This window comes from Luteococcus sediminum, from assembly GCF_054783495.1.
Genome location: NZ_BAAGQL010000004.1, coordinates 141,742 through 160,150, shown reverse-complemented (window position 1 = coordinate 160,150; position 18,409 = coordinate 141,742). Strand labels below are relative to the sequence as shown.

The following is an 18,409-nucleotide window of genomic DNA, read 5'->3' as shown; positions in this document are numbered from 1 at the left end:
TTGCGGCGCAGGGCCGCCGGGATCAGTGGTCAAAGATCCTCATGGCGATGCCCAGAAGTGCCAGCAGCGAGAAGAGCAGCGGCACCCACGGGGTCATCCAGAAAGTGGTCTGGCGAATCGGCCGGCCGGTCACTGGATCCTTGGGGCGGTCCAGCACCAGGCGGAGCCCGAGCACCAGTCCCAGAATGGTGAGGCTCGTGGCCACCAGCCAGAGGGACCAGGCAGGCACCGTCGCCACCGGAACCAGCCAGGCGGTGGGGGCGAAGATGAGGGCCATGAGCAGCAGGAAGTCGGCCAGGGCGAGTGCCAGCACCCAGCGACGCGGTTCGACTCGTTGCGCCAGGAGGGCGAAGGCGACGAAGACCACGACCATGCCGACCGAGGGCCAGTTGACTGTCACGGGGCTGGTCAGCGGGGATTTTGGCATCAACATGACCATGAAGTAGGCGCCGACCGTAGTCATCGTGGGGAGCAGGAGCCTGACATGCTCGCGAATCGTCAGAGGGTCGGGCCGGAGGTCTTCCGCGTAGCGTGCAGCAGGGCCGAAGGCGCTGTGAGGCAGCGTGTTCGCATCGCGGCAGTGCTCCCGGACTGTGGCGAGCGCCTCGCCGATCTCACGTCCGTTCGCGCCGCGCTGGCGCATCGCCTCGCTGAAGGCGGTCTCCCAGTCCATCGGAGTGGAGTCGGAGGTGAAGGTTAACTCGGTCATGGTCAGTTCCTCTCCGAGAGGGCGCGCATTGCGAGGACGAAGGCGGGGACGAGTAGGGGGCAGGCCGCCAAGACGCGCCAGACCCAGGTGGGTGTCATGGCCCAGGTGGTGCCGGTGACGGGGTCGATGATGCGGTCACGAATGGCACGCCGGGCGAACAGGACACCCGCTGTGGCCGTCGCAAGGCAGAGCAGCCAGAGGCTCCAGGCGGGGGCGGTGAAGACCGGGGTCAGCCAGTCGTCCAGTGCCTGGTGAATCTGGTTCCAGACCATGAAGACGGCCATCCACAGCAGAAAACCCCACCCGGGTCGTCGGTACTGCAGGCGTTGGGCCGACAGGAGCGCAGCCACGAAGAGCAGCATGCCGAAGGGCACCGCGATACTGCCCGCGCCCACCTGCACCGACTGGCTGCCCCAGCGCCATGGCAGTTCCACACACATCATGCAGGCCAGGACGGCCAGCATGATGGCCAGCATCGGTGGGGCCAGGTGCAGGGGATTGCGCGGCTCCTGCATCAGGGCTGCGGCATAGTCCACCGGGTCACCGAAGGCCTCGGTGGCGCTCTGCCCGGTCTCGGTGCAGTGGACCTCGATCGTCGCCCAGGCCTCACCCACCTCGCGTCCGCTGGCCCCGCGGCGTCGCATCTCGTCGACGAAGAGGTTCTTCCAGGACTCCGCGTAGACGAAGGTCATCGTGGCTCCTTCTGGATGGTCAGTCGTCGGGCTTCGGCGTCCTTGCGTCGTCTGCGCCGCAACCACAGGACGAGCCAGCCGGTCAGGCAGGCGCCTGCCACGGCCCAGCCGGACCAGACGGGCAGGTCAACTCGGGGCGTGTCCACCCCGTCGAGGTAGTGGGCTGCCGACAGCACCACAGCGACGACGGCGAGCGAGGCCGCGCAGCCCAGGCCATTCGCGCTGGTGCGGGGGAACAGGCGCATCAGGAGCGCCTCCGTGATGGGCGTGAGCAGCCAGAGCGCCAGCAGCAGTGGCAGCGTGAACCATGTGGGATGGACCCGGTCGGTCATCGGGCGTCCGAGCAGGTTGATGACGATCAGCCAGCCAGCCACCGAGAGCGCCAGGGGAAGGTTCTCCCGCAGGGCATGGGTGAGGGGAGCGGTGCGTCGCCCCACCAGGTCGGTGGCGGTCTCCACCGGGTCTCCCATGGCGACTTCCGGGGGTTGGCCGCTGTCGCGGCAGTGGGCCTCGGCGGTGGCCAGGGCATCTTTCACGTGCTCGTCCGTCGCTCCGCGGAAGTGCATCTCGGTGGCGAGGTGCCTGCTCCAGTCGAGTTCCTCGAAGTCGGACTGCCAGTTCGGGGTGCTCATCGCTCCTCCTCGTCGGGCTGGGTGCCGCAGATGAAGCCGTGGGTGAGCCGGCTGAAGCGGTCCCACCGGTCTGCCTCGCGGGCCAGGTGGATCTCGCCGGCCATGGTGAGGCGGAAGTACTTGCGGCCGGGTCCGCGAGAACCGACCTTCCACTCGGTCTCGACGCGTCCGGCCTCCTCGAGCCGGGCCAGCAGCGGGTAGAGGGTGCCGCCCTTGACGGTGCCCAGCCCGATCTCCTCCAGGCGGGTCGCGATGGCATAGCCGTAGGTGGGGCCCTCGGACAGGATGCGCAGCACGCAGAGCTCCAGCACTCCGCGCAACCATTCGGTCGGCCATCCCTCGTCCATGGCTAGATGGTACGACTAACTAGGTTGCGTGACAATGCAATTGCAACGAAAGTGGCAAGCCGTCTTCGTGCCCGGGGCGGATGCCAACAGAACCCGTGCAGGGACAGGATTGGCCCATGACCACTCGACGCCCCCTGCGCTCCCTGCTGTCGCCCATCGGCTGGGCCGCGGTCCTGGCCTGGCTGTGGGGGATCGTCTCCGGTCTGGCGCAGATGAGCGCAGGCCCCGACGTCGTCCGCGCGGCATGGCCCGCCCTGCCCGTCGCGGCCGGGCTGCTGGTGCTCTTCCTCGCCACAAAAGGTTGGCCGGTGGTCTGCTACCTCCTGCTGCAGGCAGTGATGGTGGGGCTCAGTTCCCGCCCCGACAGCTGGGGGATGGTCAGCGGGGCCCTGGTGACGGTGGCCGGCTACCACCTGGGACGCAGGGCTCCGGCGCGGCTGGCGCTGTCGCTCGGCGTGCTCGTGGCACTGCTCACCGCTGGCGCGCAGGTGTGGGGCTATCGCCAGATGCTCGACCAGTCCGGAGAGACCGGCGAGGTGGAGGCCACCCTCGGCAGCTGGGGACGAATGTTCCTCCAGTCCGTCCCCGGCCAGGTCACGTGGACCCTGCTGCCGATCGTCGCCGGGGCCGTCGTGCGCCACCAGCTGCGGGAGGCGGAGGAGACGGTCAGGGTCGCCGAGGCTGCCGCGGCCGAGGCCGATCGTCGCCTGGCCGAGGCGCTGCGCACCGACCGCGAGGGGCTCGCCCGGGAGCTGCACGACCTGGCCGCCCACCACACCACAGCCGCCGTGATCGGTGCCAAGGCCGCACGGAAGGCCGGTGCCCAGCGTCCCGAGGCCGTCGGGGAACTCATCGACGGCGTCGTCGAACAGACCCAGGCGGCCCAGTCCAGCCTGCGCCAGATGGTCGACGTGCTGCGCCATCCCGACGAGGACGCACCCCTGGTGCCACAACCCACGCTGGACGAGATCCCCGCCCTCGTGGAGCATGCCCGCCGGGTGAATCCCGACATCCTGCTCAGCATCGACTCGGACGAGGTGCCGCCGGCCGTGTCGCTGGCCGCCTACCGGATCGTCCAGGAGTCGCTCACCAATGCCCACCGCCACGCAACCCGGGCACCGGTCACCATCGACATCTGGCAGCAGGAGCGCAGCCTGTGGGTGCAGGTGGTCAACGGAGCATCCTCGATGCTGCCCGAGGACTTCGAGGGCAGCGGGAGGGGAATCCTCGGCATGCGGCAACGAGCCGAACTGCTCGGCGGGGGGCTGGAAGCCGGGCCGCACGGACGCGGCTGGCGGGTGCTCGCCGAGCTGGGTCTCGACGAGCCGGTCTCCCCGTCCGAGGTCGAGACCGACGGTGAGGTCGAAGGATGATCCGGGTCCTGGTGGTCGACGACCAGCCGATGGTCCGCCGAGGCCTGTCCTGGTTCCTGGCCGACGAGCACGGCATCGAGGTGGTGGGGGAGGCCGGCTCCGGACCCGAGGCCGTGCTCCGTTCGCGGGAGTTGCGGCCCGACGTGGTGCTGATGGACGTGCGGATGCCGGGCGGCGACGGGCTGGCCGCCACCCGCGAACTCACCGGCGCTCCCGACGGCCCAGCCGTGGTCGTCGTAACCACCTTCGACCTGGACGAGTACCTCTTCGGCGCCCTCGAGGCGGGAGCTGCGGGCTTCATGCTCAAGGACTGCGAGCCGTCGGAACTGGTCGAGGCCGTGCGGGTCGCGGCCCAGGGGGAGGCGCTGGTCTCGCCGCGCATGACCCGACGGGTCATCGCCGAGTTCGCCCGACGCCGGCCACCCGTGGACACGGGTGCCGTCGCGCAGCTGACCCTGCGTGAGCGGGAACTCGTGGCCGCCCTGGCCGAGGGCCTGAACAATGCCGAGCTGGCCGCGCGCCTGCACATCGAGGTGAGCACGGTGAAGAGCCACCTGGGACGCATCTGCACCCGGCTGGGGCTGCGCGACCGGGTGCAGCTGGTGGTCTGGGCGCATCGCGTCGGGCTCGCCTGAGCCGGGGTGGGTGGCCGGCGGTGACCAAGCCAGGCCGTCCACAAACCACATTCTGGGTGGCCGATGGTGCAGATGCGGCACTGAGGCCTCCTCTCAGTGTGGTTTGTGGACGGGGTTGGCCGAGCCCCGGCAGGTGGGACGCTTCCGTCCACCCCTTGGATGATCGATAGGCTGGCAATTCATCGAAAGAAAGGCCAGCCATGTCCATCCGCACCACCCACGTCGGCTCCCTGCCCCGTACCGGGGCGCTGCTGAAGGCCAATGCGATGCGCATGGACGACCCCACGGGATTTGCCGAGCAACTCACCGACGCCGTCGACGAGGTCGTGGCGAAGCAGCGCAGCATCGGCATCGACGTCGTCAATGACGGTGAGTACGGCCACGCCACCACGCAGAGCCAGGACTTCGGCAGCTGGTGGACCTACTCCTTCGACCGCACGAGTGGCCTGGAACTGCGGCCCGACAACGTCTGGGACACGCGCGTGGCCAAGTCCGGCGCCGATGGCATCGTGCTCACCGGCATGAACGACCGTCGCGACCGCCAGATCTTCCGGGCCGTCTACGACGACGCCTCGGCCGTGCACCCCACCACCCGCCAACGTCCGCAGGCCGTCGCCGAGATCGACTACATCGGCCAGCAGGCCGTGGCCGCCGACGTCAGCAACCTGCGCCACGCGATGGAGGCCGCCGGGGCCACCGACGGCTTCCTGTGCGCGATCGCCCCCGGCGCCGCCAGCCGGATCGGCTCCTCGCACCACGCCGACGACGAGGAGTTCATGGACGCCTGGGCGCGGGTGCTGCACCAGGAGTACAAGGCGATCACTGATGCCGGGCTGGTCGTGCAGGTGGACGACCCGTCGATTGCCGAGAACTTCGACCAGATCGATCCCGAGCCGAGCGTCGAGGACTACCTGGCCTTCACCGCCAAGCGCGTCGCGGCCCTGAACACGGCGTTGGAGGGGATCCCGGCCGAGCAGGTGCGCTTCCACCTGTGCTGGGGATCGTGGAATGGCCCGCACACCACCGACTTCCCGATGGCGGAGCTCGCGGAGCTGATGCTCACCATCAACGCGAAGTACTACACCTTCGAGGCGGCGGGTTCCCGGCACGAGCACGAGTGGCAGGTGTGGAAGGATGTCGCGCTGCCCGAGGGCAAGGTGCTGCTGCCCGGTGTGGTCACCCACCACACCAACATCGTCGAGCACCCGCGGCTGGTGGCGCAGCGGATCGGTCGCTTCGCAGACCTGGTGGGGGATCAGAACGTGATCGCCTCCACCGACTGTGGCCTGGGCGGGCGGATCCACCCCGACATCGCGTGGGCCAAGCTCGACGCCCTGGTCGAGGGGGCCCAGATCGCCAGCAAGGGCTGATCGCCGTCTGTAAGGACTGAGGGGGAGGCCGTCACGGCCTCCCCCTCGTCGTTGCTCGTGCTCAGGCGCTCATCGGTCGCACAGCACCGGCGACTGTGCCAGCACTGCCTTCTTGCCCACCTTGATGACGCCGGCTGCCTGCACGCAGGCGCCCTTCACATTGCTGATGCCCACCGGGCCGGCGTAGCTGACGAAGTTGCCGCTGGCCACCACCTCGACCGCAGGCTTGGCCGTGGGGCCCTTGGCCGAGACCAGCGCGACGCTCGTGGGCAGTCGCTTTCCCTTGGTGGTGCCGACGTGCTTGAAGCAGGCCACCGCGGTGGTGTTGCGGGCCGGCTGGGCGTAGACGGTCAGCTCACCGGCCGGCTTGCCCCCGTCCTTGACGACGGTCCTGCTGATGACGGTGCCCCGACAGCTCAGGAGGCTGGAGCGCACCTGCTTCATCGGCGAGGAGCCGGGGTGGTTCTTGAAGGAGACGGCCTGGGCCTGGACGCTGCCACCGTCCTTGGGGGTGACGGGAACCCAGCTGGCCTGGGCCGGGACGGTGGTGGCCAGGGCCAGGGCGGGTGCGGCCAGGACGGCCAGGGCACGAGTGCGCATGGAAGGACCTTTTTGGGACGGGGGAGCGAGGGCTGCCGGAATCCTTCGTCATCGAGGATTCCGACAGCCTTACGGTCCACCCGCGGCAGGTCGGTCGTCAGATGATGCCCCGAATTCTCAAGGAATTCTTGGCGCTCGGTGCGGCAGGGCTCAGGCCGTCAGGGCCTTGCCGTGGACGCCCTCCAGCGCGGCGATCTCGGCCTGCACCTCGGCGACGGTGGCGCCGGCGTCGAACCAGACACCCACGGCGTGGGTGAGCTGGCGGTTCACCTGGCGGTAGCCCGCGGGGTTCTTGACCAGCAGGTTGCGGTCGCGGCTGATGCGGATCTCCCAGATCTTGGTGTTGAGGGCGTTCTTGACGTAGATGGTGGCGCGGTCGGTGGGCTGCAGGTCGGGGTAGGTGGAGACGCGATCGAAGGTGGCCTGGACGTCCTGCTTGCTCTCGTTGATCATCTCCACGGTGGCGGTGGGGTTGATCAGGCGCAGCACGGCGAGGGTGATGCAGAAGCCGAGCTCGATGTGGGTGGTGTCCACCTTGGTGGTGAGCTCGGTGGTGGCGCGGTGGATCGTCCTGGAGGTGAGCAGGAAGAGCTCGACGCGGGGCTTGACGGTGGCCATGTCGAAGGCGGGCACGCGGCCGGCGACGATCGCCTTGATGGTGCCGCGCAACTCGAAGGCGGTCTTGAGCAGGTCACGGATCTCGGTGCGGTAGTCCACCTCGGGTTTTTGCACCTCGGGGATGCGGTTGTTGGTCTGCTGTAGGCCACACAGCTCGGCGATGCGGGCGTCGACCAGCGCCAGCGACTGCTCGGCCTCCTGCAGCGCGGCGCTGGTCTGGCTGGCGGGTGCCGGGGCGGGGGCGGCGACGGCGGGCAGCGCCGGGGCCAGCAGGGCGGCGCCGAGGGCCGGGACGACGAGGATGGAACGCTTCATGGATGCTTCTGGATCGAGGGAGTGGGTGAGTGCCCGTGGTGGACGATCCTGAGGCTAGCCAGAATTTCTGTCAATTCTCTTTCAGGAATACAGTTCCGGCTGCGGAGTGGTGAATTTCGTCCCCACTTTGGCCATGTGGTTCGCACGTCAACCTCTTCAGCGCCTAGTCAGGAAGCTTTTCTCAGCTCGATCCCAGGATGTCACGTGAACGGGTGACACTCATTCGTGGGACTCTTGGCGGTCCGCTCCATCGGGCATCCTCAGATCGTCGGGTGCACTGCATTCAATCCCAATTCCCGCACCGGGGAATTCGGCTTGACCATTTCCTCCGCACCTGTCAACGCGCCTCCCGGTAGGCTCGTCGCATGCCGCTGACCCCGATCCTGACGACCCTCGCCTTCGTCCTGCATCCCGACGGGGAGCGGGTGTTGATGGTGCATCGCACCGCCCGCCCCGGCGATGAGCAGTTGGGCAAGTACAACGGTCTGGGCGGCAAGGTGGAACGCGACGAGGACGTGGTGGCCTGTGTGCGACGCGAGCTGCGCGAGGAGGCCGGTATCGAGGTCGACGCCCTCAGGCTGCGCGGGACGGTCAGCTGGCCCGGCTTCGGCCGCAAGGGCGAGGACCACTTCGGATTCATCTTCGTCGTCGACTCCTTCACCGGCGAGGTTCCCGGCAACAATGAGGAAGGGAGCCTCAGCTGGGAACGGATCGACGAGCTCGACCGGCTCCCCATGTGGGAGGGGGATCGGCACTTCCTGCCGCTGGTCTTCGACCAGTCCATCACCCAGTTCCACGGCTGCCTGCCCTACCAGGACGGGCGCCCCACCGGCTGGAGCGTGAGCACCCTGTGACCCCTGCCCACAGCAGCCTGCACACCCCCGAGGGGGCCGTGGCACTGGAGGCGGCGATGCGGGAGGACGATCCGGCCTCGCTCGCCGCGGCGAGCCGGCTGCGTACCATCGCCGCCCCCGCACTGGCCGCCGAAGCCCTTGCCCAGGCCAGCCTGCGTCGTCGGGCCCGTACCAAGTTCGGCGACCAGGCCAGCACCCTCTTCCTCACCGCGGACGGGCTGGAGCAGGCGACCCGGCCCGTGGTCTCCCGCTGGCGCGCCGAGAGGTTGCGTTCGGAGGGCGTCACCCGCGTCGTCGACCTGGGTTGCGGCATCGGTGCCGACTCCCTGGCCTGCCTCGAGGTGGGCCTGGACGTGGTGGCCGTCGAGCTGGACCCCGTCACCGCCGAACATGCACGGGCGAACCTGTCGGGCGCGAGGGTCATCGAAGGCGATGCCGTCGCCTTGGCATCCGAGCTGCTGGCCGGGGCGGGGCCGGAGACCTGTGCCTTCGTCGACCCGGCAAGGCGTACCGAGCGCGGCCGTACCTGGGACGTGGCGGCCTTCACGCCGCCGTGGGCCTTCGTCATGGACCTGCTGGCGGGGCGGCACTCCACCGTAGTCAAGCTGGGGCCGGGCGTGCCACGCAACCTCGTGCCCGGCGAGGTCGAGGCGCTGTGGATGGCCGACGGCCACGACGTCGTCGAGTGCTCCCTGTGGAAGACCCCGCAGGCCAAGGCCGGGCGGGCCGCTCTGTTGCTCCCGCAGGGCTTGCGGGTGGAGGCCGCCGGCCGGGAGCTCGACGTCGCCGCCCCCGGTCGCCACCTGATCGAGGCCAATGGTGCCGTCACCCGCGCCGGTGCCCTCGATGCCCTGTCCGAGGGCACCTGGCTGCTCGACGCCGAGGTGGCCTACCTGTCCAGCGACGAACCGGTCACCCATCCCGGAGCCACCTGCTTCGAGGTGCTCGACGAGCTCCCCTTCAATCCGAAGGTGCTCAAGGCGTGGGTGCGGGAGCATCGCGTCGGCACCCTGGAGATCAAGAAGCGGGCCGTCGACGTCGACCCGGCACAGCTGCGCAAGCAGTTGCAGCCCAAGGGTCCCAACCAGGCCACGCTGGTGATCACGCCGACCGTCGACGGCACCCGCGTGCTGGCCTGTAAGCGACTCACCCCCTGAACTGCTGGCACTCGGCTTGATCGAGTGCCAGCACAGGGATAACGTGTTTCTTGGCACTCGACGGTGTTGAGTGCCAAACAGCCGTCGGCGGCACCCGCGACGACGCCCCGGCTGCCATGACCTTGAAGATCCTCGCCGAATCATCGGCGTACTAGTCAGAAAGGGGTTTGACGTGGCAACCACGATCAAGCCGCTCGAGGACCGCGTCCTCGTCCAGCCGCTGGAAGCAGAGCAGACCACCGCCTCGGGCCTGGTGATCCCCGACACCGCCAAGGAGAAGCCCCAGGAGGGCAAGGTCGTCGCCACCGGCCCCGGCCGCTTCGACGACCAGGGCAAGCGCGTCCCGCTCGACGTCGCCGAGGGTGACGTCGTCGTCTTCAGCAAGTACGGCGGCACCGAGGTCAAGTACGACGGCCAGGAGTACCTGCTCCTGAACGCCCGCGACATCCTCGCCATCGTCCAGAAGTGATCGCGAGGGGGAGCAGACCCCCTCGAGCGACTCTGGAGCGAGCTCCAGATCGAACCCCGCGCTCGGATCGCGCACCGCTCGCAGGCTCGCTGCGATCCGAGTAAGGACAACTCCTCGCGCGCGGCCAGCCACCGTGCTGGCCGCGCGCGAACCACATCAGTTCTTCCACTCCACAGGAGTATTTGAATGCCCAAGATCCTGCAGTTCGACGAGGAGGCCCGCCGCTCGCTCGAGCGTGGCGTCGACGTCCTCGCCAACACCGTCAAGGTGACCCTCGGCCCGAAGGGCCGCTATGTCGTGCTCGACAAGAAGTTCGGCGCCCCCACCATCACCAACGACGGCGTGACCGTCGCCCGCGAGGTGGAGCTCTCCGACCCCTACGAGAACCTCGGCGCCCAGCTCGCCAAGGAGGTCGCCACCAAGACCAATGACGTCGCCGGTGACGGAACCACCACCGCGACCGTGCTGGCCCAGGCCCTGGTCCACGAGGGGCTCAAGGCCGTCGCCTCCGGCTCCAACCCCGTCGGCCTCAAGCGCGGCATCGACAAGGCCGTCGCGGCCGTCGAGGCCGAGCTGAAGAAGGTCGCCAAGCCGATCGAGACCACCGAGGACATGGCGGCCGTGGCCACCATCAGCTCCCGCGACGAGGTCATCGGCAAGCTCATCGCCGACGCCTTCGACAAGGTCGGCAAGGATGGCGTCATCACCGTCGACGAGTCGCAGACCTTCGGCACCGAGCTCGACTTCACCGAGGGCATGCAGTTCGACAAGGGCTACCTGAGCCCCTACTTCGTCACCGACGCCGACCGGATGGAGGCCGTCCTCGACGACCCCTACATCCTGATCCACTCGGGCAAGATCTCCTCGATGAACGACCTGCTTCCCCTGCTGGAGAAGGTCATCGCCGCCAAGGGCACGCTGTTCATCGTGGCCGAGGACGTCGACGGCGAGGCGCTGAGCACCCTCGTGGTCAACAAGATCCGCGGCACGTTCACCAGCGTCGCCGTCAAGGCCCCGGCCTTCGGTGACCGCCGCAAGGCCATGCTGGAGGACATCGCCATCCTCACCGGCGGCCAGGTCGTCGCTCCCGAGGTGGGCCTCAAGCTCGACCAGGTGGGCCTGGAGGTGCTGGGCCGCGCCAAGCGCGTCCTGGTCACCAAGGACAACACCACCATCGTCGACGGCGCCGGCGAGGCCGACGAGGTGCAGGGCCGCGTGGCCCAGCTGCACGCCGAGATCGAGCGCTCCGACTCCGACTGGGACCGTGAGAAGCTGCAGGAGCGCGTCGCCAAGCTGGCCGGTGGCGTCTGCGTGATCCGCGTCGGTGCTGCCACCGAGGTGGAGCTCAAGGAGACCAAGCACCGCATCGAGGACGCCGTCTCCGCGACGCGCGCCGCGATCGAGGAGGGCATCGTCGCCGGCGGCGGTTCCGCCCTGGTGCACGCCTCCAAGGTCCTCGAGGGCGGTCTGGGCCTCGAGGGTGACGAGAAGGTCGGCGTCCTGACGGTGAAGAAGGCCGTCGTCGAGCCGCTGCGCTGGATCGCCGAGAACGGTGGCGAGCCCGGCTACGTCATCGTCAGCAAGGTGGCCGAGCTGGAGCCCGGCAACGGCTACAACGGCCGCACCGGCGAGTACGGCAACCTCATCGAGGCCGGCGTCATCGATCCGGTCAAGGTCACGCGCTCCGCGCTGGCCAATGCCGCCTCGATCGCCTCGCTGCTGCTCACCACCGAGACCCTCGTGGTGGACAAGCCCGAGGACGAGGACGCGCAGGGCGGTCACCAGCACTGAGCTGATGGGGGAGCGAGCTCCCCTTGAACACCCGGAGGGGTTCCCACGGCACCACGTGGGAACCCCTCCGGGCGTTTTGGCCCGCTTCTGTGGCGCCAGAGCGGTGATGGCCTACGCTTGCCAAATCTGGAACGTTCCCATGCCTTGGAAAAGTGGTGCTGCCCAGGAGCTGCAGGATGCGACGTCCAGATCGCGAAGCAACCACGGCGCACCGCGCCTCGTCGAAAGGGACGCAATGTCCACAACTGCTCCCGTCTCGCGGACGAAGTCGACCCAGGCCGGCGTCCAGCGGTTCGGCACCTTCCTCTCGGGCATGGTCATGCCCAACATCGGCGCCCTGATCGCCTGGGGTCTGATCACCGCCCTGTTCATCGAGAAGGGCTTCTTCCCGGTCGGCCAGATCGGCGGCTTTGGCACCAGCATCATTCGCGGCGTCGAGACGCCCAATGGTGGCCTGGTGGGTCCGATGATCAACTACCTGCTGCCACTCCTGATCGCCTTCCAGGGCGGCAAGATGGCCTATGACAACAACACCCGCGGCGGTGTCATCGGCGCCATCGCGACGGTCGGCGTGATCGTGGGTGTGCCCGGATACCCCATGTTCATCGGTGCGATGGTCATGGGCCCGCTGGGCGGCTGGACCATGAAGAAGCTGGACCAGCTCTGGGACGGCAAGGTGAAGGCCGGCTTCGAGATGCTGGTCAACAACTTCTCGGCCGGTATCTGGGGTGCCATCTTGGCCATCTTCGGCCTCTTCGCGGTCAGCCCCCTCGTGCACGGCCTGATGACGATCCTGACCAATGTCGTGGGTGTCCTGGTGCGCAACAACCTGCTGCCCCTGACCTCGCTCTTCATCGAGCCGGCCAAGGTCATGTTCCTCAACAACGCCATCAACCATGGCGTGCTGACACCGCTGGGTGCCTCCGAAGTGGCAACCGCGGGCAAGTCGATGCTCTTCCTGCTCGAGGCCAACCCCGGTCCGGGCCTCGGCGTGCTGCTCGCCTTCATGGTCTTCGGAAAGGGTGCCGCCAAGGCCTCGTCTCCGGGTGCCGCCCTGATCCACTTCTTCGGTGGCATCCACGAGATCTACTTCCCCTACGTGCTGATGAAGCCTGCCCTGGTGCTGGCGACCATTGCCGGCGGTGCCACCGGCGTCGCCACCAACATGCTGCTGAAGACGGGTCTGGTTTCGGCCGCCGCCCCCGGCTCGGTCCTGGCCATCGGCGCGATGTCGGCCAAGGGTGACCTGCTCAAGATCCTCCTGTCGATCCTTCTGGCCACAGTCGTCTCCTTCCTGGTGGCTGCCGCCATTCTCAAGACCGACAAGTCCGACGGCGACCTGTCCAAGGCCACCGCCGAGATGGAGTCCATGAAGGGCAAGAAGTCCTCGGTCGCCGGCAACCTGGCCGGCACCACCGCCGCGCCCAAGGGCGAGATCAAGAACATCGTCTTCGCCTGCGATGCCGGCATGGGTTCCTCCGCGATGGGCGCCTCGGTGCTGCGCAACAAGATCAAGGAGGCCGGCTACGGCGACATCAAGGTCACCAATGCCGCCATCGCCAACCTGACCGACGACTACGACATCGTCGTCACCCAGGAGACCCTGGCCACCCGCGCGGCCCCCAAGGTGCCCTCGGCCACGCTGCTGACCGTGGACAACTTCATGAACTCGCCCCGCTACGAGGAGGTCGTGGAGATGATCAGCACCCAGCGCTCCGGCACCGGCCAGGCCGCCCCGGTGGCCGCCGCGCCCGCCGCCGTCGAGGAGGCTCCGGCCCAGACCGCGCCCGGCGCCGAGATCCTGGCCCACGAGAGCATCAAGCTCGGCGCGAAGGCCCTCGACAAGGGCGACGCGATCACCCAGGCCGGGCAGCTGCTCGTGGCCCGTGGTGCCGTCGACAATGCCTATGTCGATGCGATGCACAGGCGTGAGGAGACGGTCAGCACCTACATGGGCAACTTCCTGGCCATCCCGCACGGTACCAACGATGCCAAGGAACACATCTTGAGCTCCGCGATGAGCTTCATCCGCCTCGACCAGCCGCTGGACTGGAATGGCAAGGAGGTCAAGTTCGTCGTCGGCATCGCCGGCAAGAACAAGGAGCACCTGCAGATCCTTGGCAAGCTCGCCAAGATCTTCTCCAACAATGAGTCGGTCGATGCCCTCGAGCAGGCCACCTCGGCCGACGAGGTCGTCGCGATCCTTGGAAAGGTGAATGCATGACCACCAAGAAGGCCGTGCACTTTGGTGCGGGCAACATCGGTCGCGGATTCGTCGGCCTCCTGCTCGACGAGGGCGGCTACGAGCTGACCTTCGCCGACGTCTCCCAGGCGCTGATCAACCAGCTCAAGGCCGCCGACAGCTACACGGTGCACGAGGTCGGCGAGGGAGGCCAGGACCACGTCATCACTGGCTTCAAGGCCCTCAACTCCAACACCGAGTCCGAGGCGCTGACCCAGGCGATCGCCGAGGCCGACGTCGTCACCTGCGCCGTGGGCCCGAACATCCTCAAGTTCATCGCGCCCGCGATCCGCGCCGGCATCGACGCCCGCAGCGCCGATGCCCCGAAGATCGTGGTGATGGCCTGTGAGAACGCGATCAACGCCACCGACAACCTCAAGGTCTTCATCCTGGACGACCAGCCGGGGGACGTGTCGGCCAACTCTGGAGGCCGCCAGGAGATCGAGTCCAAGGCGATCTTCGCCAACACCGCCGTCGACCGCATCGTCCCCAACCAGCCCGAGGGCATGGGACTGGACGTCAATGTGGAGCCCTACTTCGAGTGGGCGATCGAGGAGCCGGCCTTCGGCGGCAACCTGCCGACGATCCCCGGCGCCACCTTCGTCGAGTCGCTGGCGCCCTACATCGAGCGCAAGCTGTTCACGGTCAACACCGGCCATGCCGCCACCGCCTACTTCGGCACCGAGGCCGGCATCGAGAAGATCTCCGATGTCCTGGCCGATGAGGAGCTCAAGGCCAAGGTGTACGCGGTGCTGCAGGAGACCAAGGCGCTGCTGGTGGCCAAGTACGGCTTCGAGCCCGAGGTGCAGGAGGCCTACGTCACCAAGATCCTCAAGCGTTTCGCCAACAAGGACCTTCCCGACACGACCACGCGGGTGGGGCGTTCCCCGCTGCGCAAGCTCTCGCGCCACGAGCGTTTCGTGGGCCCCGCTGCCGAGCTGGCCGAGCGCGGCATGGAGTCGAAGGCCTTGCAGCAGGCCATGCTGGGCGCCATGCTCTTCGACGTCGCCGAGGATGCCGAGTCGGTGAAGGTGGGCGAGATCCTCGCCGCCAACACCCCCGAGGCTGCGGTGACCGAGCTGACCGGGCTGGATGCCTCGCACCCGCTGTTCGAGCAGCTGGTCGAGGTGGCTCGCCAGGGCAAGGCCCAGCGCGGCTGAGCCAGCCCGCCTGAGCAGAACAGAACACACGATGGCCGTCCTTCATTTGGAGGGCGGCCATCGCCCTGTGTTGGACGGTGGCGGATCACTACTGGTGCAGCTCGCCCAAGATGCCGTGGAACTCTGCCTTGCCCTCCAGGCCGATGCCGGGAAGCGCGCCGGGAGCGACCCGGCTGTGGCGGATCACCGCGTCGTCGGTGAAGCCGCCGGTGCACCGTTGGGTGTACCTGACCGCCCACAACCAGTTGATGACCGACCTGCTGGACGACCTGCGGGCCAAGTCCGACCGTTACCGTGGCCCGGGCGTGCGACTGCCCCAAGGCGACCCGGCGGAAGTGTCCGTCGGCCTGGATAGGATGGGTCCACTCCCAAGCGCGAAGAGGTGGTCTGTAGTGTCCAGTGCCGATTTCAGTGACCTGACCGGGTCCGGTGTCCCGGACAAGTTCCTTCCCCTGGGCCTGACCTATGACGACGTCCTGCTGCTGCCCGGCGAGACCGACGTCATCCCCTCCGAGGTGGACACCACCGCCCAGCTGACCCGCGGCCTGCGGATCCACCTGCCCCTGATCAGCGCCGCGATGGACACCGTCACCGAGAGCCGGATGGCGATCGCCATGGCCCGCCAGGGTGGCCTGGGCATCCTGCACCGCAACCTGTCGATCGCAGACCAGGCCTACCAGGTGGACCTGGTCAAGCGGACCCAGACCGGGCGCATCACCAATCCCGTCACCATCGGCCCCGACGCGACGCTGGAGGAGCTCGACCAGCTGTGCGGCCAGTACCGCATCTCGGGCCTGCCCGTGGTCGACGAGGAGAACCATCTGCTGGGAATCTGCACCAACCGCGACCTGCGCTTCACCCCCGTCGACCAGTGGGCCACCACCAAGGTGCGCGATGTGATGACCTCGCAGCCCCTGTTCACCGGCCGTGACGACATCACCAATGAGGAGGCCACCGCGCTGCTGCGCCAGAACAAGCGTGAGCGCCTGCCGCTGGTCGACGGCGAGAACCGCCTCACCGGCCTGATCACCGTCAAGGACTTCGTGAAGTCCGAGCAGTACCCCGACGCCTCCAAGGACTCCCATGGCCGCCTGATGGTGGGCGCCGCGGTGGGCTATTTCGGGGACTCGTGGGAGCGCGCCACCACCCTGATCGAGGCCGGTGTCGACGTGCTGGTGGTCGACACCGCCCACGGGCACGCACGACTGCTGCTCGACATGATCCGTCGCCTCAAGGGCGACCCGGCCACCCAGCACGTCCAGATCATCGGCGGCAATGTCGCCACGCGCGGTGGCGCCCAGGCGCTGGTCGATGCCGGCGTCGACGCCGTCAAGGTGGGCGTGGGGCCCGGCTCGATCTGCACCACCCGTGTGGTCGCCGGTGTCGGCGTCCCGCAGGTCACGGCCGTCTACGAGGCAGCCCAGGCCTGCCGCCCCGCCGGTGTGCCGGTGATCGCCGACGGCGGCCTGCAGTACTCGGGCGACATTGCCAAGGCCCTGGTGGCCGGCGCGTCCACCGTGATGGTGGGCTCGCTGCTGGCCGGGTGCGAGGAGAGCCCCGGCGAGACCGTCTTCATCGCCGGCAAGCAGTACAAGCAGTACCGCGGCATGGGCTCGCTGGGTGCGATGAGCAGCCGCGGGAAGAAGTCCTATTCCAAGGACCGCTACTTCCAGGCCGACGTCACCAGCGACGACCAGCTGATCCCCGAGGGCATCGAGGGCCAGGTCCTCTACCGCGGACCCGTCGGCCAGGTGGTGCACCAGCTGGTCGGTGGCCTGCACCAGTCGATGTTCTACGTCGGTGCCCGCAACCTCGACGAGCTCCATGACCGTGGCCGCTTCGTGCGGATCACCCCGGCCGGGCTCAAGGAGTCACACCCGCACGACGTGGCCAACATCGCCGACGCCCCCAACTACTCGCGCTGACGCGCCCCATCCCGACGAAGGATCAACATGTACGACTTCGGTCGCAGCAAGCGCGCCACCCGGGCCTATGGCTTCGACGACATCTCGATGGTGCCCACCCGCCGTACCCGCGGGCTGGACATGGTGGACCTCACCTGGAAGATCGACGCCCTCAGGTTCGACTTCCCGATCATCGGCGCGCCAATGGACTCGGTGATGAGCCCCGCCACCGCCATCCAGATGGGCCGCCTGGGCGGTCTCGGGGTGCTGAACCTCGAGGGCCTGTGGACCCGCTACGAGGATCCCCAGCCGCTGTTCGACGAGCTGAATGCCATCACCGACCAGGTGCAGGCCACCCGCTTCATGCAGCAGATCTACGCCGAGCCGATCAAGGCGGAGCTGATCACCGAGCGGATGCGCGAGATCCGCGAGGCCGACGTCCCCGTCGCCGGCTCGCTGAGCCCCGCGAATGCGCGTGAGTTCTCCGGCGTGGTCGAGAAGGCGGGCGTCGACTTCTTCGTCATCCGCGGCACCACCGTCTCGGCGGAGCACGTCAGCCAGGCCGAGGAGCCGCTGGACCTCAAGCGCTTCATCCGCACCCTGGAGGTGCCGGTGCTGGTGGGCGGCTGCGCCACCTACCAGGGCGCCCTGCACCTGATGCGCGCCGGTGCCGCCGGGGTGCTGGTTGGCTTCGGCGGCGGTGCCGCCCATGCCCAGCGCGACGTGTTGGGCATCGAGGTGCCGATGGCCTCCGCGATCGCCGACGTGGCCGAGGCCCGTCGCGACTACATGGACGAGTCGGGCGGACGCTATGTCAGCCTGATCGCCGACGGCTCGGTGGGCCGCTCGGGTGACATCGCCAAGGCCATCGCCTGCGGTGCCGATGCCGTGATGGTCGGCGCGCCCCTGGCCCGTGCGACGGAGGCCCCTGGCAAGGGATGGCACTGGGGTGCGGAGGCCTGGCATGCCAGCCTGCCCCGCGGTGAGCGCGTGCACTTCGAGACCGTGGGCACCTTCGAGGAGGTGCTGGTGGGGCCGTCGCACATTCCCGACGGCACCATGAACCTGGTGGGGGCGCTGCGTCGCTCGCTGGCCTCCTGCGGCTACACCGACGTCAAGCAGTTCCAGCGCATCGAGCTGGTCGTGCGCTGACCACGCCGTGTGCCTGGTGGCCCCGTCCCATGCAGTGGGACGGGGCCTTCTGTCTGGTTAGGGTTGCACCATGACTGAGGCCACCAGCACCGATGCGCCCGATCCCGAGCTCCTGCGGCTGCGCTCCAGCATCGACAACCTCGATGCCGCGCTGGTGCACCTGCTGGCCGAGCGCTTCAAGGTGACCCAGCGGGTGGGGGAGCTGAAGGCCACCAAGGGGCTTCCCCCGGCCGACCCGCAGCGCGAGAAGCGCCAGATCGAGCGCCTGCGCGCCCTGGCCGTCGACGCCCAGCTCGACCCCGAGTTCGCGGAGCAGTTCCTCACCTTCATCGTCACCGAGGTGGTCCGCCACCACGAGAAGATCGCCCGCGAGCAGGGCTGAGGGGCTG

At 68.3% G+C, this 18,409-nt stretch carries 19 protein-coding genes; 12 read left to right on the top strand and 7 right to left on the bottom strand.

The features are described 5' to 3' along the window. Positions 1-22 precede the first annotated feature (22 nt). The 4 genes from ACYVKA_RS02000 to ACYVKA_RS01985 are packed head-to-tail and all read right to left on the bottom strand — an operon-like array spanning position 23 to position 2,380. A complete protein-coding gene (locus ACYVKA_RS02000) occupies positions 23-709 on the bottom strand; it encodes a hypothetical protein (RefSeq protein ID WP_460702576.1) in 687 nt (228 codons plus the stop codon). 2 nt (positions 710-711) lie between these two features. Continuing rightward, the gene (locus ACYVKA_RS01995) at positions 712-1,401 is read right to left on the bottom strand and encodes a hypothetical protein (RefSeq protein WP_460702574.1); all 690 of its coding nucleotides are present in this window, start codon (positions 1,399-1,401) and stop codon (positions 712-714) included. Then, positions 1,398-2,033, bottom strand: a complete 636-nt coding sequence (locus tag ACYVKA_RS01990) for a hypothetical protein (protein WP_460702572.1) — start codon at positions 2,031-2,033, stop codon at positions 1,398-1,400. The genes ACYVKA_RS01995 and ACYVKA_RS01990 overlap by 4 nt, the downstream gene beginning before the upstream one ends. Continuing rightward, positions 2,030-2,380: a PadR family transcriptional regulator gene (locus ACYVKA_RS01985; protein ID WP_394276636.1), complete on the bottom strand. Its 351-nt coding sequence runs from the start codon at positions 2,378-2,380 to the stop codon at positions 2,030-2,032. The genes ACYVKA_RS01990 and ACYVKA_RS01985 overlap by 4 nt, the downstream gene beginning before the upstream one ends. Positions 2,381-2,496: 116 nt before the next feature. On the opposite strand from ACYVKA_RS01985, the gene ACYVKA_RS01980 reads away from it, so the two are divergent. The 3 genes from ACYVKA_RS01980 to ACYVKA_RS01970 all read left to right on the top strand — a co-directional run bounded on the left by ACYVKA_RS01980 (position 2,497) and on the right by ACYVKA_RS01970 (position 5,758). Beyond that, positions 2,497-3,753, top strand: a complete 1,257-nt coding sequence (locus tag ACYVKA_RS01980) for a sensor histidine kinase (protein WP_460702570.1) — start codon at positions 2,497-2,499, stop codon at positions 3,751-3,753. Then, complete coding sequence (locus ACYVKA_RS01975) at positions 3,750-4,388, top strand: response regulator (protein WP_394276634.1); 639 nt, start codon at positions 3,750-3,752, stop codon at positions 4,386-4,388. The genes ACYVKA_RS01980 and ACYVKA_RS01975 overlap by 4 nt, the downstream gene beginning before the upstream one ends. A 200-nt stretch (positions 4,389-4,588) precedes the next feature. Then, positions 4,589-5,758: a cobalamin-independent methionine synthase II family protein gene (locus ACYVKA_RS01970; RefSeq protein WP_460702568.1), complete on the top strand. Its 1,170-nt coding sequence runs from the start codon at positions 4,589-4,591 to the stop codon at positions 5,756-5,758. A gap of 69 nt (positions 5,759-5,827) precedes the next feature. Here ACYVKA_RS01970 and ACYVKA_RS01965 read toward each other — a convergent pair whose 3' ends face one another. Next, positions 5,828-6,358: a hypothetical protein gene (locus tag ACYVKA_RS01965; RefSeq protein WP_460702567.1), complete on the bottom strand. Its 531-nt coding sequence runs from the start codon at positions 6,356-6,358 to the stop codon at positions 5,828-5,830. A gap of 150 nt (positions 6,359-6,508) precedes the next feature. After that, positions 6,509-7,291, bottom strand: a complete 783-nt coding sequence (locus tag ACYVKA_RS01960) for a CAMP factor family pore-forming toxin (RefSeq protein WP_460702565.1) — start codon at positions 7,289-7,291, stop codon at positions 6,509-6,511. Between the two features lie 365 nt (positions 7,292-7,656). On the opposite strand from ACYVKA_RS01960, the gene ACYVKA_RS01955 reads away from it, so the two are divergent. The 6 genes from ACYVKA_RS01955 (at position 7,657) to ACYVKA_RS01930 (ending at position 14,964) form a co-directional block, all read left to right on the top strand. Then, entirely contained in the window at positions 7,657-8,145 is a 489-nt protein-coding gene (locus ACYVKA_RS01955; RefSeq protein WP_460702563.1) for an NUDIX hydrolase, read from the top strand. Further along, a complete protein-coding gene (locus ACYVKA_RS01950; RefSeq protein WP_460702561.1) occupies positions 8,142-9,302 on the top strand; it encodes a class I SAM-dependent methyltransferase in 1,161 nt (386 codons plus the stop codon). The genes ACYVKA_RS01955 and ACYVKA_RS01950 overlap by 4 nt, the downstream gene beginning before the upstream one ends. A 172-nt stretch (positions 9,303-9,474) precedes the next feature. Beyond that, positions 9,475-9,771, top strand: coding sequence for a co-chaperone GroES (groES, locus tag ACYVKA_RS01945; RefSeq protein ID WP_460702559.1), 297 nt, complete (start codon positions 9,475-9,477; stop codon positions 9,769-9,771). Between the two features lie 186 nt (positions 9,772-9,957). After that, positions 9,958-11,562 (top strand): chaperonin GroEL, encoded by a 1,605-nt coding sequence (groL, locus tag ACYVKA_RS01940; protein ID WP_460702557.1) that lies wholly within the window; start codon positions 9,958-9,960, stop codon positions 11,560-11,562. Between the two features lie 235 nt (positions 11,563-11,797). Further along, complete coding sequence (locus ACYVKA_RS01935; protein ID WP_460702555.1) at positions 11,798-13,786, top strand: PTS mannitol transporter subunit IICBA; 1,989 nt, start codon at positions 11,798-11,800, stop codon at positions 13,784-13,786. Beyond that, positions 13,783-14,964 (top strand): mannitol-1-phosphate 5-dehydrogenase, encoded by a 1,182-nt coding sequence (locus ACYVKA_RS01930; protein ID WP_460702553.1) that lies wholly within the window; start codon positions 13,783-13,785, stop codon positions 14,962-14,964. Before ACYVKA_RS01935 ends, ACYVKA_RS01930 begins: the two co-directional genes overlap by 4 nt. 88 nt (positions 14,965-15,052) lie before the next feature. Here the strand turns inward: ACYVKA_RS01930 and ACYVKA_RS01925 are convergent, their stop codons facing one another. Further along, the gene (locus ACYVKA_RS01925) at positions 15,053-15,244 is read right to left on the bottom strand and encodes a hypothetical protein (RefSeq protein WP_394275716.1); all 192 of its coding nucleotides are present in this window, start codon (positions 15,242-15,244) and stop codon (positions 15,053-15,055) included. A gap of 112 nt (positions 15,245-15,356) precedes the next feature. Between ACYVKA_RS01925 and guaB the strand changes: the two genes are divergently transcribed. The 3 genes from guaB to ACYVKA_RS01910 all read left to right on the top strand — a co-directional run bounded on the left by guaB (position 15,357) and on the right by ACYVKA_RS01910 (position 18,402). Continuing rightward, positions 15,357-16,889 (top strand): IMP dehydrogenase, encoded by a 1,533-nt coding sequence (guaB, locus tag ACYVKA_RS01920; protein ID WP_394275717.1) that lies wholly within the window; start codon positions 15,357-15,359, stop codon positions 16,887-16,889. A 27-nt stretch (positions 16,890-16,916) separates the two neighbouring features. After that, positions 16,917-18,020, top strand: coding sequence for a GuaB3 family IMP dehydrogenase-related protein (locus tag ACYVKA_RS01915; protein WP_460702551.1), 1,104 nt, complete (start codon positions 16,917-16,919; stop codon positions 18,018-18,020). A 70-nt stretch (positions 18,021-18,090) separates the two neighbouring features. After that, positions 18,091-18,402: a chorismate mutase gene (locus ACYVKA_RS01910; RefSeq protein WP_394275719.1), complete on the top strand. Its 312-nt coding sequence runs from the start codon at positions 18,091-18,093 to the stop codon at positions 18,400-18,402. Positions 18,403-18,409 lie beyond the last annotated feature (7 nt).

Coding starts and splice junctions, on each gene's coding strand:
- ACYVKA_RS01990 (WP_460702572.1), bottom strand. CDS start 2,033: ATGAGCACCCCGAACTGGCAGTCCGACTTCGAGGAACTCGACTGGAGC.
- ACYVKA_RS01970 (WP_460702568.1), top strand. CDS start 4,589: ATGTCCATCCGCACCACCCACGTCGGCTCCCTGCCCCGTACCGGGGCG.
- ACYVKA_RS02000 (WP_460702576.1), bottom strand. CDS start 709: ATGACCGAGTTAACCTTCACCTCCGACTCCACTCCGATGGACTGGGAG.
- ACYVKA_RS01985 (WP_394276636.1), bottom strand. CDS start 2,380: ATGGACGAGGGATGGCCGACCGAATGGTTGCGCGGAGTGCTGGAGCTC.
- ACYVKA_RS01930 (WP_460702553.1), top strand. CDS start 13,783: ATGACCACCAAGAAGGCCGTGCACTTTGGTGCGGGCAACATCGGTCGC.
- ACYVKA_RS01980 (WP_460702570.1), top strand. CDS start 2,497: ATGACCACTCGACGCCCCCTGCGCTCCCTGCTGTCGCCCATCGGCTGG.
- groL (WP_460702557.1), top strand. CDS start 9,958: ATGCCCAAGATCCTGCAGTTCGACGAGGAGGCCCGCCGCTCGCTCGAG.
- ACYVKA_RS01915 (WP_460702551.1), top strand. CDS start 16,917: ATGTACGACTTCGGTCGCAGCAAGCGCGCCACCCGGGCCTATGGCTTC.
- ACYVKA_RS01955 (WP_460702563.1), top strand. CDS start 7,657: ATGCCGCTGACCCCGATCCTGACGACCCTCGCCTTCGTCCTGCATCCC.
- ACYVKA_RS01935 (WP_460702555.1), top strand. CDS start 11,798: ATGTCCACAACTGCTCCCGTCTCGCGGACGAAGTCGACCCAGGCCGGC.
- ACYVKA_RS01910 (WP_394275719.1), top strand. CDS start 18,091: ATGACTGAGGCCACCAGCACCGATGCGCCCGATCCCGAGCTCCTGCGG.
- ACYVKA_RS01995 (WP_460702574.1), bottom strand. CDS start 1,401: ATGACCTTCGTCTACGCGGAGTCCTGGAAGAACCTCTTCGTCGACGAG.
- ACYVKA_RS01960 (WP_460702565.1), bottom strand. CDS start 7,291: ATGAAGCGTTCCATCCTCGTCGTCCCGGCCCTCGGCGCCGCCCTGCTG.
- ACYVKA_RS01975 (WP_394276634.1), top strand. CDS start 3,750: ATGATCCGGGTCCTGGTGGTCGACGACCAGCCGATGGTCCGCCGAGGC.
- ACYVKA_RS01965 (WP_460702567.1), bottom strand. CDS start 6,358: ATGCGCACTCGTGCCCTGGCCGTCCTGGCCGCACCCGCCCTGGCCCTG.